This window comes from Natronohydrobacter thiooxidans, assembly GCF_001884735.1.
Taxonomy (GTDB): domain Bacteria; phylum Pseudomonadota; class Alphaproteobacteria; order Rhodobacterales; family Rhodobacteraceae; genus Roseinatronobacter; species Roseinatronobacter thiooxidans_A.
Window position 1 is genome coordinate 49,891 of sequence record NZ_MJAP01000002.1, and the last position, 14,743, is coordinate 64,633.

General features: G+C 62.2%; 17 protein-coding genes. 7 read left to right on the forward strand and 10 right to left on the reverse strand.

What is annotated here, in order from left to right; genetic code table 11:
• Positions 1 to 11: 11 nt before the first annotated feature.
• Positions 12 to 251, forward strand: a complete 240-nt coding sequence (locus BG457_RS01405; protein ID WP_071795170.1) for a DUF1289 domain-containing protein — start codon at positions 12 to 14, stop codon at positions 249 to 251.
• Between the two features lie 15 nt (positions 252 to 266).
• On the opposite strand, the gene BG457_RS01410 is transcribed toward BG457_RS01405, so the two are convergent.
• From BG457_RS01410 to BG457_RS01440, 7 genes are all read right to left on the reverse strand, one after another.
• Complete coding sequence (locus tag BG457_RS01410; protein ID WP_071795171.1) at positions 267 to 737, reverse strand: Dps family protein; 471 nt, start codon at positions 735 to 737, stop codon at positions 267 to 269.
• 129 nt (positions 738 to 866) lie between these two features.
• Positions 867 to 1,295, reverse strand: a complete 429-nt coding sequence (locus BG457_RS01415) for a hypothetical protein (protein ID WP_139257494.1) — start codon at positions 1,293 to 1,295, stop codon at positions 867 to 869.
• A gap of 158 nt (positions 1,296 to 1,453) precedes the next feature.
• Positions 1,454 to 2,464: an energy transducer TonB gene (locus tag BG457_RS01420; RefSeq protein ID WP_084657387.1), complete on the reverse strand. Its 1,011-nt coding sequence runs from the start codon at positions 2,462 to 2,464 to the stop codon at positions 1,454 to 1,456.
• Positions 2,461 to 2,847: an ExbD/TolR family protein gene (locus BG457_RS01425; RefSeq protein WP_071795173.1), complete on the reverse strand. Its 387-nt coding sequence runs from the start codon at positions 2,845 to 2,847 to the stop codon at positions 2,461 to 2,463. Before BG457_RS01425 ends, BG457_RS01420 begins: the two co-directional genes overlap by 4 nt.
• Positions 2,844 to 3,230, reverse strand: coding sequence for a biopolymer transporter ExbD (locus tag BG457_RS01430; RefSeq protein WP_139257495.1), 387 nt, complete (start codon positions 3,228 to 3,230; stop codon positions 2,844 to 2,846). The genes BG457_RS01425 and BG457_RS01430 overlap by 4 nt, the downstream gene beginning before the upstream one ends.
• Positions 3,223 to 3,894, reverse strand: a complete 672-nt coding sequence (locus BG457_RS01435) for a MotA/TolQ/ExbB proton channel family protein (protein ID WP_071795174.1) — start codon at positions 3,892 to 3,894, stop codon at positions 3,223 to 3,225. Before BG457_RS01435 ends, BG457_RS01430 begins: the two co-directional genes overlap by 8 nt.
• On the reverse strand, positions 3,891 to 4,283 hold the full coding sequence (locus tag BG457_RS01440; RefSeq protein WP_139257496.1) for a hypothetical protein: 393 nt from the start codon (positions 4,281 to 4,283) through the stop codon (positions 3,891 to 3,893). The genes BG457_RS01435 and BG457_RS01440 overlap by 4 nt, the downstream gene beginning before the upstream one ends.
• A 190-nt stretch (positions 4,284 to 4,473) precedes the next feature.
• Between BG457_RS01440 and BG457_RS01445 the strand changes: the two genes are divergently transcribed.
• The 5 genes from BG457_RS01445 (at position 4,474) to BG457_RS01465 (ending at position 10,404) form a co-directional block, all read left to right on the forward strand.
• Positions 4,474 to 5,508, forward strand: a complete 1,035-nt coding sequence (locus BG457_RS01445; RefSeq protein ID WP_071795439.1) for a hemin-degrading factor — start codon at positions 4,474 to 4,476, stop codon at positions 5,506 to 5,508.
• A 3-nt stretch (positions 5,509 to 5,511) separates the two neighbouring features.
• Complete coding sequence (locus BG457_RS01450) at positions 5,512 to 6,351, forward strand: heme/hemin ABC transporter substrate-binding protein (protein ID WP_071795176.1); 840 nt, start codon at positions 5,512 to 5,514, stop codon at positions 6,349 to 6,351.
• Between the two features lie 4 nt (positions 6,352 to 6,355).
• The gene (locus BG457_RS01455; protein WP_071795177.1) at positions 6,356 to 7,435 is read left to right on the forward strand and encodes a FecCD family ABC transporter permease; all 1,080 of its coding nucleotides are present in this window, start codon (positions 6,356 to 6,358) and stop codon (positions 7,433 to 7,435) included.
• Between the two features lie 6 nt (positions 7,436 to 7,441).
• Positions 7,442 to 8,230, forward strand: coding sequence for a heme ABC transporter ATP-binding protein (locus BG457_RS01460; protein ID WP_071795178.1), 789 nt, complete (start codon positions 7,442 to 7,444; stop codon positions 8,228 to 8,230).
• A gap of 92 nt (positions 8,231 to 8,322) precedes the next feature.
• Positions 8,323 to 10,404, forward strand: a complete 2,082-nt coding sequence (locus tag BG457_RS01465; RefSeq protein WP_071795179.1) for a TonB-dependent receptor domain-containing protein — start codon at positions 8,323 to 8,325, stop codon at positions 10,402 to 10,404.
• Between the two features lie 62 nt (positions 10,405 to 10,466).
• Here the strand turns inward: BG457_RS01465 and hmuQ are convergent, their stop codons facing one another.
• Both hmuQ and BG457_RS01475 read right to left on the reverse strand, forming a co-directional pair.
• Positions 10,467 to 10,793 (reverse strand): heme-degrading protein HmuQ, encoded by a 327-nt coding sequence (gene hmuQ / locus BG457_RS01470; protein ID WP_071795440.1) that lies wholly within the window; start codon positions 10,791 to 10,793, stop codon positions 10,467 to 10,469.
• Positions 10,794 to 11,039: 246 nt separating this feature from the next.
• On the reverse strand, positions 11,040 to 11,624 hold the full coding sequence (locus tag BG457_RS01475) for a hypothetical protein (RefSeq protein WP_139257497.1): 585 nt from the start codon (positions 11,622 to 11,624) through the stop codon (positions 11,040 to 11,042).
• Between the two features lie 332 nt (positions 11,625 to 11,956).
• Here BG457_RS01475 and BG457_RS01480 point away from each other — a divergent pair, with 332 nt between their 5' ends.
• The gene (locus tag BG457_RS01480; protein WP_071795181.1) at positions 11,957 to 12,235 is read left to right on the forward strand and encodes an ABC transporter permease subunit; all 279 of its coding nucleotides are present in this window, start codon (positions 11,957 to 11,959) and stop codon (positions 12,233 to 12,235) included.
• A gap of 313 nt (positions 12,236 to 12,548) precedes the next feature.
• Here the strand turns inward: BG457_RS01480 and BG457_RS01485 are convergent, their stop codons facing one another.
• Entirely contained in the window at positions 12,549 to 14,684 is a 2,136-nt protein-coding gene (locus tag BG457_RS01485) for a hypothetical protein (protein WP_139257498.1), read from the reverse strand.
• Positions 14,685 to 14,743 lie beyond the last annotated feature (59 nt).

Consider the following 14,743-nt stretch of genomic DNA (forward strand, 5'->3'; position numbering starts at 1 on the left):
CAGGTCAGACCATGAGCAAAATCCCCTCTCCCTGCATCGATGTGTGCAAGTTCAAGCGCGAAGGCCATTGCATCGGCTGTTCGATGACGAAGGCGCAGAAATCCATGTTCAAAAAGCTGAAAAAAGAAGAACACCAGCATGCCTTTCTGGACATGCTGGTGCATCAGCAGAATGATCTTGGCAAATACCGCCACTGGGCTGACGCCTATGCGCGACGCTGCGCCAGGAAAGGCGTGAAGTGCCCGATCTAGGGCATTGACGGCGGCTCAGCCCAGATGCGCGCGCAAGAGCCAGGCGAATTTCTCATGCACCTGCCCGCGTCCGATGGCCAGATCCTGCGTCAGCAGATCGCCATGCTCTTCGGCGACAGATGCGACACCGGCAAGCGTTGCCGCGATCGTTTCCTGCGCCTTGGCAAGCGTCTCGATCATGACTTCGGCGTTTGCGTGGCCATCATGTTCCGCGACCTTCGAGCGCTTGAGCATCCCGGCCAACTGCCCTTCGGCATGACCGCCTAAGGCTTTCACGCGCTCGGCCAGATCGTCCTGCGCGGTGAAATGGTCTTCATAGATTTTCTGGAACATGTCATGCAGCGGGCCAAAGGCCATCCCGGTCACGTTCCAGTGGAAATTCTGCGCCAGCATCGTCGTGACAGCGGTTTCTGCGACAGCCTGATTCAACGCTTCGCAGATCGCTTCCTTGGCGCTGGGTGTCAATTGTTCTGCGGTCTGGGTCATGACCCTCCCTTTCGTGTTATTAATCATGGTGAATGACAACACGGAGCTGGCTGGCAAATGGCTGGCTGTCCGCTTACTGTCAAACTAGTGCAGGCGGACAGCCAGTTCAAGGTATTTCTTAGAACAATTCTAATCTTGAGAATTTCTCTCGGTCAATGCCTGCATCCGTTGCACCAGTTCTGCGGCCAACCAGCCCACGGGGCGGCGCAGGTGCAGTGGCAGTCGCGCGCGCAGCAGAAAGGTTGCGCTGCATCGGTCGTCGCGTTGCAAAGCCGCAAAGAGCGCGAGCAGCCAGTCCTCGTCAAAAGACCGCTCTGTGGCGCGAAGATCGTGGATTACGGGCGCTTTGGGCAAGCCCGTGCTCAGGATGCGCAGCAGTGCATCTGCATAGTCCTGTGCGCCTTCGCGCGGGTTGTGCATCAGCAGGCGGCAGGTCTCGAACACTTCAACACGCGCTTTGGCGCGGCATTGGCGCATGAGCAGTCGCAATAATGCCAATGTTGGCTCAAGCGGCGCACCAAACGGAGCGGAATGTGGCACAAGAGCGGCAGTTTGCATTGGCATGTCCTCTGGATATGACACTGATATATCGACCATCGCCTACGAAATCCAGCCTTATCCGACAAAAACACTTAGCTTTTTTGCGCTTGGGCCGGTAATCCTGGAGCATCCCGTGTTTCATCCTTTCTGTGCACCGCCGGTTTCATTTGCAGGTGCTATCGCCCGACGAATTCGAAACTGAATTGGCGCTGTGCGCCTCCGGGCGGGGGTGGGAAAGGCGCGGCCCTGCGGATATGGTCAAGCGCTGCCTGGTCCAGACCAGCGTGCCCCGAAGAGCGCGCGACAGAGACTGATGCCAACCCGCCATTACTCGCCACGCTGAAGGCCACCAGAACCTGCCCACGCGCGGGGCTGCGGGCTTGCCGCGTGCGCTGGATGCGGCGCAAGACCTCGCCGGGATAATTGGATGCGGCCGCATTGCCTTGCGCACTGGCTTGCGTGCGAACGGGGGCCTCGCTTGCCGTCTGACCTGTGCTGCCCTGCTGACCGCCGCGGGTGGCGGACTGGGCCGCATTGCCCTGTGGGGCGCGGGCTTGCCGCGTCGGTTGAGTACGATCCGGGCGCGGGGGCGGCGTGCGGCTTGTGGTGGGGGCAAGCTCCGACGGGCTTGTGTCCGGGTTGACGGTCTCTGACGGGGCCGCCGCAAGGATCTCTGGCGGCGGTGTCTGGGCAAGTTCCGCCGGAGCAGTTATCGGCGCAGCGGGCGTTTCTGGCATTTGTTCCGGAGGTGTGGTCGTCGTGACTTGCTCTGGCATTGCGGGCAGAAGGGCGGCGTTCTGGTCAGGGGCCAAAGGGACGGCCAGCGCCGCCCTGTCCGGCTGCGCGGGATGAGGCGTCTGGGCCTGCGCCGGCGCGACAGGAAGGATTGTGTCTGCGTGCTCGACCTCAAGCGGCTCCGCTTCTGACGGTGACAGCACACCTTCGGCGAAATCCGCGAAGCTGGTGCCAAGCGCTGCAGGGGCAGCTTCGCCGCCGCCTGCGATCAGCGCCATCTCGCGCGGGGCGAGGGCGGCCATTGCGCCCAGATGCAACAGAACGGATGCGCCCGCCGCCAGCGCGAGGGTTTTCACGCGGGGCGCAAGGTCCAACCGGCGCAGGTCGCGCGGACTGACCAGCGGGCAGCCATTGCGCTGCGGGCAGGCGCGCAAAAGCGCGGTCGCGGTCATTCCAGCCCCCTTTCGGTCACTATCACCAATTCCGCGACACCCGCCGCGCGCAGGGTTTGCGCCAGAGCGACGAGTTCTCCCGCAGGCGCGTCGCGGTCGGGCAGCAGGCGGACGTGCGCGGTGTCCCCGAAGCGCACCAGCGCGTCCTCGCGCGTCAGGGTTTCGCCTGCATGGCGCAAACTGCCATCGGCCAGCATGACGAGCGCGTCCGAAGGCGGCTCGGTTTTGATTTCGGTCAGCGAGACCAGCGCCACATCGCTGTCCGGGCGCGGCGCGAGGCTGCCTGCGATCAGGAAGAAGATCAGCATCAGAAAGACGATATTGATCAGCGCGATCGTCGGCTCGCCATGCGGGCGGGCGGTCTGGATGAGCGCGCGCCTCACGGTGCAGCACCCAGTACGGCCAGCCGCCAGCTGCTCAGCCCCTGCAACAGATGCAGCATTTCGGCGAAAGCCTGTGCGCTGGCGCCTTCGCCCAATGCGAGCAACACCAGCCCCTCCCCACGCGCCGCAAGGCTGGCGCGCAGCTCTGCCGCCGTGGTGGGCACCGCATCCAGCCGCAACCCGTCCTCGCGCAACTGCACGAAGGCGGGCGGCGTTTCCGGCGCGCTGGCAGCGCCGCCCATCGCCAGATCGAGGGGCAGTTCGCCCTGCCGTGCAAAGGTCGAGGACAGCATGAAGAACAGCAGAAGCAGGAAGATCACATCGATGAGCGAGGTCATCGACAGCCGCCTGCGCCGCAATGTGACCGCCAGCCGTTCAGGCATGGGCCAGCGTCGCGCTGGAGCGCGCTTCCATCGGGCAGGTGTCCAGCGCCACCCCCCGGCAGAGCGCCACATCGACGATCTGCATGGCCAGGCGCGCCTCGCGCGCAACGCGGGATTCGAACCATGTCAGCACCAAAGCGGCGGGCATCGCCACGCCAAGCCCCACCGCCGTGGTCAGCAGCGCGACCCAGATGCCACCGGCCAACGCCGAAGGGTCCACATTTGCGCCTGCTTCCTGCAGCGCCTGAAACGCCGTGATCATGCCGAGAACGGTTCCGAACAGCCCCAGCAGCGGTGCCACCTGCGCGATGGAATCGAGCAGACGGAAGCCCGATTGCAACCGGGCGATCGCCTCTTCCGCCAACCCGGACAGCCGCGCGCGCAGCGCCTCGCCTTCGCCGCCGGAATTGAGCGCCAGCACCGCCAGCGGGGCCAGATGACTGCGCGCCTTTGCCGCCTGCTGCAGCGCGCCTTGTGTCGCGCCCCGATCGGCCTGATCCAGCGCCGCGATCAGAGCCGCGTGATCGCCCACACCTGCGCGGCGGAACTGCCAGAGCTTGACCAGCACAAGTGCCAGCCCGAGCATGGACATGGCCAGCAGGATGGCGACGACCGGGCCGCCAAGCGCGAGAAAACCCTGCACGGTATCAAGAAGATCGGTCATTTCAGCACCTCGATATCGGTTGCGCTGCTGACGGCCAGCGCGGCCGTGCAGCTGCTCGCGTCGAGGGGAGTGCATGGACCCATCGCGTTGAACAGCACCCGCCCGATATTACTGCATTCCAGCCCCGCCAGATTGAAACTGCGCACGCGCAATCCGTTTGCGGGCAGGGACTGGAAATCCAGCAGGCTCAGGCGCAGCACGCGGGATTCAGGCGTCAGAAGCACGACTTCGGCCTGCAGGCTCTCGAATTCTGTAGAAAGCCCGTTTTCCAGCACAAAGACCAACTGGCACTGAGCCGCGCCTGAATTGGCCTGATCGAGCCTGATCGAGAGCGTCCCGGACGCTGCGGGCGCCAGACCTAGCCCAAGACAAAATGCAAGCGCACGCATGATGCTGCCTTTCAGATTCATATTTTCGGGAAAGGCTGGCACGTTGGCTGGCATGGCAAGAATTTCTTCTTGCAGGGGCGTTAGCATTGACTTAGTAAATCTGTCAAGAATGAAGCGCAACCCGCTTCATGCGCCATCCAGCCCCGAGCCAGACACGCGCCTGACCCTCAACCGTTTCAGGAGCCTTCTGATGTCGCTGGATACACTCGCCGCCCCGTCACCCGCCGATCTGCGCAATGCCCGCGCGGAAAATCCAAAGACCCGCGCCCGTGATCTGGCCGAGAGCCTTGGCGTGACCGAAGCCGCGCTGGTTGCCGCCCATGTCGATGGCGTGCAGGTTGTGCGCATTGATGCCGGGCTGGACCGGTTGTTTCCCGCCATCCAGACCTTGGGCGAGGTGATGGCGCTGACGCGCAATGCATCCTGCGTGCATGAACGCACCGGCACATACGAGGATTTCCATTCCGGCGCGCATGCCTCGATGGTGCTGGGCGCAGAGATTGATCTGCGCATGTTCCCCAAACATTGGGCGCATGGCTTTGCCCTGCTAGACGGACCGCGCCCCTCGGTGCAGGTTTTCGATGCCGCGGGCGATGCGGTGCATAAGGTGTTTCTGACCGATGCCTCTGATCGTGCTGCGTTTGAAACACTCGTGCGCGATCTGCGCCTGCCCGATCAGGGTGACACGATCACGCTGACGCCCCATGTGCCTGTCGAGGCCGCGAAACTGCGCGCCGACAAAGCCGAGGAGTTGCGCCGCGAATGGGGCGAGATGACCGATACGCACCAGTTTCTGCGCATGGTCTCGAAGCTGAAGATGAACCGTCTGGGGGCCTATCGCGTCGCGGGCGCGCCCTGGGCCTTTGCTCTGCGCCCTGATGCGGTGGCGCAGGTTCTGCATCAGTCCGCCGAGGGCAGGATCCCGCTGATGATCTTTGTCGGCAATCAGGGTTGTATCCAGATCCATGGTGGCACTGTTGCACGGATCGCGCCGATGGGCCCCTGGATCAATGTGCTGGACCCGCGTTTCAACCTGCATCTGCGCGCCGATCACATCGCCGAAGTCTGGCATGTGATCAAGCCGGTCCGCGATGGCATGGCCCATTCGGTCGAGGCGTTCGATGCGCAGGGCACGCTGATCCTGCAGATTTTCGGCAAGCGCGACCCCGACACGAGTGCGTTCAGGGCTATGGTCGAGGCGCTGCCGCGTCAGTCAGGAGCATAAGCCATGCTGCGTCTGGGACTTGTTCTGACCTGTCTCGCAACCCCGCTGGCCGCGCAGGAGCGCGTGGTCGTGGTGGGCGGCGGGCTGGCCGAAATCGTCTATGCACTCGGGCAGGAGCACCGGCTGGTCGGGCGCGACACCACCGCCAGCTTTCCGCCCGAGGTCGAGGCCCTGCCCGATGTCGGCTATATGCGCGCGCTCTCGCCCGAGGGGCTGCTGGCACTGGACCCCGATCTGATCCTTGCTTCGGAAGGGTCCGGGCCTGCGGAAACCGTGCAGATCATGCAGGCGGCTTCGGTGCCCTTCGTGCAGATCACCGAAGATCCGAGCCTTGACGCCGTGCTGGAGCGCGTGCGCACCGTCGCCGCGCAGCTTGACGCCGAGCCCGAGGCCGCAGCACTCATCGCCCGGCTGGAAGCCGAGTTCGCGAGCCTGCGCGCTGCGGCAGAGGCAGTCACCACCCCCAAGCGCGTGATGTTCGTGCTCTCGGCGCAGGGCGGGCGGATCAACGCGGCGGGTCGCGACACCGGGGCCAGCGCGATGATCGAACTCGCGGGCGGGGTCAATGCTTTCGCCGATTTCGCGGGCTACCGGCTGCTGAGTGACGAGGCGATCACCGCTGCCGCCCCCGAGGTGATCCTGATGATGGATCGCGGCGGGGATCACGCGATCTCGGATGCGGAGATCCTTGCGCATCCGGCGCTCGGGCTGACCCCTGCGGCAGAAACCGGCGCGGTGATCCGCATGAATGGCATCTACCTGCTGGGTTTTGGCCCACGCACGGCGGAGGCCGGGCAGGATCTGCACAGCGCGCTCTACGCCGAGCCGCACAAGGGGGGCTGATCCGATGGTGGCCTTGCCCTGGGGGCGCGGCACGGAACGGGACGCGACAGGCGACCGCTCGGAGCGCGCGCGCCTCACCATCCTTGCGCTGGTGGTTTTCGTGATGCTGGCGGCGGTTGCCTCGCTCGGCACAGGCGCGGCAGGCGTGTCGTTGGGCGACGTGCTGGCGAAATGGATTACGGGCGAGGCCCTGAGCCTGCGCGAGCGCGTCGTGCTCTTCGACATCCGCCTGCCGCGACTGCTGACCGGGATGCTGGTCGGCGCCTCGCTCGCTGTCTCGGGCGCGGTGATGCAGGGGCTGTTTCGCAACCCGCTGGCGGATCCGGGCATCGTGGGGGTTGGCGCAGGCGCGGGCCTCGGCGCGGTGCTGGCGATTGTGCTGGGGGCCTTCCTGCCGCCTGCTGTTCTGGCTTTCACCGGGATGCATCTGGTCCCTTTGGCCGCGTTTTTCGGCGGCTGGGCGACAACCCTGATCCTCTACCGTGTCTCAACCCGCGCCGGGCGCACATCGGTCGCAACCATGCTGCTGGCCGGGATTGCCCTTGGCGCGCTTTCGGGCGCGCTGACCGGGATCTTGGTCTATATCGCGGATGATCAGCAATTGCGGGATCTGACCTTTTGGGGGCTGGGCTCGCTGGCAGGGGCAAGCTGGGCGAAACTGGCCGCCGCCGCCCCGATCATGATGCTGGCATTGCTGGCCGCCCCCATGCTGGCGCGGGCGTTGAACGGGTTGGCCTTGGGTGAAGGGGCTGCGGCGCATCTGGGCATTGCAGTGCAGCGGATGAAGAACCTTGCCATTCTGACTGTCGCTGCCGCCACCGGCGCTGCGGTCGCTGTGTCGGGCGGGATCGGCTTTATTGGCATCGTTGTGCCGCATCTGCTGCGGCTGGTCATGGGGCCGGATCATCGCTTTCTGCTGCCCGCTGCCGCCCTGCTGGGCGCAGGGCTTCTGCTGCTCGCGGATATCATCTCGCGGCTGATCATTGCACCTGCGGAATTGCCCATCGGCATCGTGACAGCGGTGCTGGGCGGGCCGGTCTTTCTGTGGATATTGCTGCGCCGTCGCGGCATCGTGGATATGTGAGGGAGCATGCTGGAGGCACGCGATATTTCCGTCACCCTTGGGCGCAAACAGGTGCTGTATGGTGCGGGACTGAGGGCAAAACCCGGTGCGACGACCGTCATCGTCGGGCCGAACGGTTCGGGCAAGACCACGCTTCTGCGCGCGATCACCGGTGATCTGGCCTGTCGCGGCTCTGTCTGGCTGGACAGGGAAGACATGCGCGCCTTGCCCCCGCATGCGCTGGCCGAGTGCCGCGCCGTGCTGCCGCAAGCGAGTGTGCTCGCCTTCCCCTTCACGGTGCATGAGGTGGTGCGGCTGGGCCTGACCGGGCGCATCGCGCTGCGCCCGGATGCGGCACAACTGCCCGCACGCGCGCTGGATCGTGTGGGCCTCGCGGGCTATGGCGGGCGGTTCTTTCAGGAACTCTCGGGCGGTGAACAGGCCCGCGCGCAACTCGCCCGCGTGCTGTTGCAGGTCTGGGAGCCGGTGCAGGACGGCGTGCCGCGCTGGCTGTTTCTGGATGAGCCTGTCGCGGCGCTCGATATTGGCCATCAGCTGCAGGTCATGTATCTGGCGCGGCGTTTCGCGCAACAAGGCGGCGGGGTGGTCGCCGTCATGCATGATCTGAACCTGACCGCCATGTTTGCCGATCATGTCATGCTGATGCTCGACGGGCGCGTGTTGGCGCAAGGCGCAGTGCGAGAGGTGCTGACCGAGCAGAACCTGTCGCGCGCCTATGGCTGCCGGTTGCGCGTCTCCAGCCCGCCCGCACAGGGGGCAACATATATCCTGCCACAGGCGGCAGAAATCGCCTGACGAATACTTGACTCTTTAACTCGGGTTAAGTAGCGCAGATAGCGAAACGCCAGCGGTATCGCCAGCCACAAAACGAAAACAAGGGGATACCGATGACACTACAGAAAAGGCGCCGCGCGCGCCTCTATGCGACTATTTCCGCAACTGCGCTGCTGCTGGCCCCAATGCCCGCCCTCGCCCAACAATCCGAGAGCGTACAGGCCACATCCTTCCTCGGGCGGATCATCCTCGGCTTTGGCCGCGCGCGCACCGCGATTGATACGCCGCAGGCCGTCAGCACGCTGGAGCAGGAAGATATCGACCGCGAACAGGCGTCGAAACCCGGCGATCTTCTGCGCACGGTTCCGGGCGCCACCGCCTTCGGCGGAGATCGCATGACAGGCCAGAGCTTCAACATCCGCGGGATCGGCAGCGACGCATCTGATCAGAACCGGATCATCATCACTGTGGACGGTGCCGAGAAATATGGCGAGCTTTACCGGCTTGGCCAGTTCTTTGGCGAACCGGAACTCTACAAGCGTGTGGAAATCCTGCGTGGACCGGCGTCTTCGGCGCTCTACGGATCGGGTGCATTGGGCGGGGTTGTGGCTTTTGAAACCAAAGACGCCGCCGATTTTCTGCAAGACGGCACCTCCACAGCCCTTCGCGTGAAGGCCGCAGGCAACAGCAACGGTTCGGGCGCGCTGGGATCGGTCATTCTGGCGCATCGTTTCGGCGAGAGTTTCGAAATTCTGGCCGCGCTGAACCATCGCCGCGAGGGGGATTACAAATCCGGCGACGGAACGCGCGTTGACGGCTCGGGCATGGCGGGCAGTTCGGGGCTGCTGAAGGGAACCTACCGCTTCGGCGACGGGAATGAACAGGCCCTCAGCCTGTCCCTGTCGCGCTGGCTCAGCGACGAGGAGGGCGCGAATTACTCCGCATACGCCTTTGCCCCGGCATTCGGGACTGTGGACCGCAAAGCTCAGGACGACACGGCGACACTTCTGTGGACCAATCCCGCCAGCGGCAACCCGTTGCTGGACAGTCGCGTGGCTCTGACCTACTCGCGCACGCTGATCGATCAGGAAAATGCCGTGCCCGGCACGCCCGCGCTGATTGGAAACCCGCTATTCGAGGATTCCTTCTACGAGTATCGCACGCTGGCATTGCGCGCAGAGAACCGTTTTTCCTTTTCCGGCGCAGGCTGGGACAATTACCTTACCCTTGGGATCACCGCCTCTGATCTGCAGCGCAAGGCACAGCGCGAATCCGGGGCGATCTCGTTTCACCCCGAAGGGACAGACCGTCGCTATGGGCTGTTCTTGCAGAACGAGTATATCTGGGATGAACGCCTGACCGCTGTGCTGGGCCTGCGCGCTGACCGCATCGCCCTGACGCCTTCGGACGAAGTTGCAGGCGGGGAAAAGCGCAGCCATACCGCGCGGGTTGCGTCGCTGGCGGTGCATTACAAACTCACCCAGGACTGGGCTGTCTTCGGGTCCGTGTCGCAGACCGAACGCGCGCCCTCGATTGATGAGATGTTCGATGTTGCGTCTGCACCGGGCAAGACCACCTCGCTTGATCTGAAGACAGAGCGTGCGCGCACGCTGGAGGCAGGCTTTTCCTATGGCGGGCGCGATTTTTTCGCCAATGGCGACAGCCTGGATTTCAAGCTGACCGTGTTCAACACCCGCATCAAGGACAAGATCGAACGGCCCGGAAATGCCGTTCCCGGCCCGACCTATGCCAATATCGCCCGCGCCCGGATCCGCGGGGTCGAGCTTGAAGGCGGCTATGATGCTGAAACTATCTTCGGCAAATTCGCCTATTCGCGGATCCTCGGCACGGACCAGACGACCGGTGCGCGGCTGAATTCCACCCCTGCGGATGAACTGGTGCTGGAACTCGGGGCGCGGGCCTTCGATCAGACGCTGGAATATGGCTGGCGCGGGACATTCCTGCGCAGCGCCACCCGCGCCGATGGCGAGGCTTTCCCCGGCTACGGCGTCAATGATCTCTATGCCACATGGCGGCCTGATCAGGGTGTGATGGCGGGGCTGGAAGTGCAGCTTGCCGTGAATAACGTCCTGAACAAGCAATACCGCAACATCCTGAACGGTGGCCTTGCCAGCAACGAACCCCGCCGGGGCCGTGATATCCGGCTGGCTGTCGGACGGCAGTTCAACTGGTAGGTTTTCCTTCCAGGGAAGGTAGAAAGCCGGTAGCGCGGGAGACTTTCCCGCGCTGCTTTTCGTCAGGCTGCTTGCTTTGCGGTGAGATGCTGAATGGCCGTGAAGCCCTCGAATTGTGGCGCACCGGCATGCAGCTTGCGCGTGTCGCCCGCGCGTGAATGGGCCGCACGAAATGCATCGCTGCGCGTCCAGGCGCGAAAATCCTCCTCAGACGCCCAGACAGTATGCGAGGCATAGAGCCGCATTCCATCAGCCTCGGGGCCTTTGAGCATGTGAAACTCGACAAATCCCTCCATCTGGTCGAGATGGGACTCGCGGCCAAGCCACAGGGCCTCGAAAGCTTCGGCATTCTCCAGCGGCACGGTAAAGCGGTTCATGGCGATGAACATCGGCATGGTCTCCTTGTTGGTTGGGAATAGGCACCGCGCAGACCGAATCCTTTTCGACACGTCTGCGCCAGTGATGCCGAGCTGGACGGAAATCGCTGGCTGGGTAGCTCTGTATCCCAACTTCGCGCGCAAAAGTAAAAGTGTATTTTTGATATGGGTTGCAAGGCGTTCGCTGATGCGCGGCGCTGTGAACATTGCCGAAAACCCGCAATGACTGCGGGTTCTGGCTGTTTTGTATCCATTGCATCAGACAGATTTGCGCAGGGCCTCGGGCGCATGTTGGTGCAGATATTGCTCGATGGCGGCGATCAACTGTTCGCCCGGTGCACCCTCGCACAGCATCTGCACAACGGCACGCGCCCGACCTGTGCGGCGCTGCCGCAAGGCTTGCACAAGCTCCATCATCTGCCGTTCTTCCGGAGTCAGCCAGACCCGACAGCACGCGCAGCCCTCGGAATTGAACCGGAAGGCCGTGCTCCGGCTGGAGCGCAGGGTCTGCACCAAAGTCACGATATCATAGCAGAGCGGCCCTGCCGCGCGCGGGCCGACATGGGCAGTTGCGCAGCGCAGCGCCAGTAGCCAGCCATGCGTTTCGGGCGCAGCGAATGTCTGGAAATGAAACCGCATCAGCGCCAGCGTCAGGCGGCCAAACGGGTCAAGGTTGAGGCTATCCAGATGCACCTCGTCGGGCTGGCCTGAGCGCGTCGCGCCGCCGTGATGATCCTGCGCCCCGCGCGCGTCAGCCCATTGCGGCGCCGCACTGCCCTGTACGGCGCGCCCCTTGGCGTTCTCCCGCCGCAATGACGGACGCTGCGGGTTAAAACCTGACATTGGCGCGGCCTCCGGTTGTGTCTTTGGCGGCTCTGATGCGCGGCCAGTCTTCGGGAACGTATTGCACAGGCCCATGACCCTGAAGCCGCGCGGGTGATGCTGGAGAACCTTGGCTGGGCGGCCGGATCGGACGGCATCCTGACCCGTGACGGGCAGCGTTTCGCGCTGTCGGGATCGAACTTGCGATCAGTTCGACCAATTCCTCGGAAATCCCGGCCGGGCATCAGGCCGGCACGCTGGAACTTGGCCTGATCGCCCGCAATCTGGCGCTGATCCCCGATCCCATTGGCACTGTCCTTTCGGATTACGCGCCTGGCGGCGATTGGGGCGCCATGGCCGCGGTCAACGCCCGCATCACCCGCGACGCCATGGCCAGCGTCGCCGCCCAGCCCTTTTACGCCTTTGCCCAGTGGAAGGGCCTGAGCCGCACGCAGGTTCTGTGGCGGCACGGGCTGCGTAATGTCTCGGTGCCGCTGCTGACCTATTTGGTCACGGACAGCGTGCATAGGGAGAAAATGATGCTACAGGCCCTCTGGGGACAAACTGATCCGCCGATCCGTTTTAATTGGGTTCGGGGCAGCCGCCAGGCAAGCACAGGATATTGGACGTAAACGCGGGATCTTCATCTGGAAGCTCTAGGTCGTCGACAAAAAATCGCGTGCCGATGCTGCCTACAGCAGTGCCGACCGATCCGCTCTTTGGATCGCCGAAGGTGATTCCCCGAAATCCAGGCCCAGTCCCGATGGACAGGCTAACAGAATCTGTTCGAAAGCTGTCGCCTTCCGACGATCCGATGATCGCCATGCGAACTACTGTATTATCCGGTGGAAGGGCCGACGCCGCCCCCGCGAACCCAACAAGAATACACCCAGAAAATATCGTTATCCTGATGCTCATCTAACTACTCCTCATTTTCACCGCCGCTCAAAACTGAGCCTGAAAACCCGCTTGAAAAATATTGTCTGTACTTCTTAGCCGGTCTCCATTCACCCCCGCACCAATATCATAGCGCGCACGAACATATTGTGCCCGGAATAACGGTGCGTCCGGTCTGTCGGAAAACCGATAGTTAAGGCCTATTGCGCCCTCGATGAAAGATTTCTCAGTGGAGATTGGTGTAATTTGACTGCTTATGGAGAGCTGATTACCCGCGGCATAAGCAAAGCCAAGTGTTGTGCTTCTTGCCCAATCTTGACCTTCATCACGGCTAAAACGTTGACGGGTCGTAAAGTCCATTGAGCCTTCGCGCCATCGTCCAACGATATCGGCGCGCGTATTGGCTCCACCAACAGTCAAACCACCATTGCCGAACAGTCGGGCACTATTATCAAGCCCTACGACCGCGCCCGCCCCCAGCGTGACTTGCCGTGTCGGGTTGATCGTAAAGGTCCGGCTAGCGCGCAGCTCCGCCTCACTGAAATGATCTTGGTTTGGGTTAGCGTAGAGATCAAGTCGACCATAAGCATTCCACCCAGTTTCGGTTTGAAACGAGTAGTCCAGGCCGATATAGGCATTGGTTTTGTCGCCCAAGATCGCCCCCGCGTAGTAGCGCAGCATGCTTTCACCTCCGGTCCGATTGCCGTTAACGGAAAGATGCGGCACAAGGCGATAACGTGTCGTATCCATAGTAGAAACGCGCCGCAACGCGTCCTGAGTGCTAACGTCAAGGCCTACCTGGATAAAAAGGTCGTCGATATTCTGAAATTCAAGATTGGTGATGGATTGGTCGAACTGATCAAAAACTGTTACACCTGTATCGAGTAGATCTTGAAACGGCGTGCCAAATCCCCCCTGACGGAAAACCGGATCTGTGATGGACAACCGGTCACCCGTGGGGGTGAACTGCTCCCGCACTGACACACGCGTGTCGCGGACTGGCGACATCCCCATCCAGAAGCCCAGATATTGCGCCTCCGGCGTCTGTGCCGCCGACTGAGGTGGGGTTCGTGGATGACTTACCTTCGCGCGGCCAGTCTGAAACATGGTGAAGCTGCTTGCAGGAACGCGCGCGTTGTTAAGCGAGAAAAAAAGATTGTTTGAGACGCTCGTGACTGGCGTTCCGACCCTATAGGGCACAGAGGACGGGGCCGAAGGCAATAACCAAGCTGCGAGTTGCATAAGCACAAAGCGCGTGTCAACCTCGTCTCGATCAGGAATGATCAGCGCCCGCGTCGTCCTGGTCGCTGCTGCCTCGCGACTGTTGGACATCAGGGTCTGGTCGATCCGGCCAAGAGAGGGAACAATCCGGCGTTGGACCGTCTCAGTCCTAGTGCCGCGTATCGTTGCTACCGCCCCATCCTCGAACAGATTTGGTGCATCGATTGCGGAGAAGAAGCCCGCATTTGGCACGTTCATCGAAAGACCTACAAGGCCATCAGGATCCACGTCCTCGCCGCGCTGAAAGAAGTTCTCTGTTTGGAGAGAGTCGTGCAACTCTTGGCTGATGGTATCGCCAAAATCGGTAGTAATCAGAAATCCTGTAGGTGCGAGCGTGTCAGAGTCGACTGCACCGGGAATGGTCGCGACGCCGGGTGTGTAAGTGCAGTAATCATCAGCTTGTGACCCTGGCAAGATGCACTGCCCGGTGATGCTGTAATCGAGCTGAAGACCCAGAATTGCGCCGTTTCGCTCGATTGAGCGGGTCACCGTTCGTTGCCGATCGATGGCACGTAACTGGAAGACCCAGGCACGCTGAGCTGTTTCGAGCCGATTGCCGCCTTTTCCAATTGCAAGATGCTGGTTGATGTCAGTATTGAAGATGTAGTTGAACTCGCCGCCAGGGATCAGATTGCGGTTGTCTCCAAATTCAAACTCGCTATTTAGAATCCTTTTTTTGCCGAATTCAATCTGCGTGCTGTTAAATGACAAGCGAGACGCAAGTGGAGCTATCCCCACCTGCGGCCGGGTCGGCGACTGCAACGCGCCGGAGAACTCTGTCTCATCGATTAATCCCTCCGTGCCCGGTTGATTCTGGGCACTGACAGGCCAGACAAGAAGAAATGTTGTTATTACGAAAGGTAACCCTGTGCCCATGGTTGCAAAAGCGCTTCGTGTTACCATGGCGACACTCCCGGATGGAAAATTTTCAAATCATGACTTCGTCATAAAGCACGACTTCA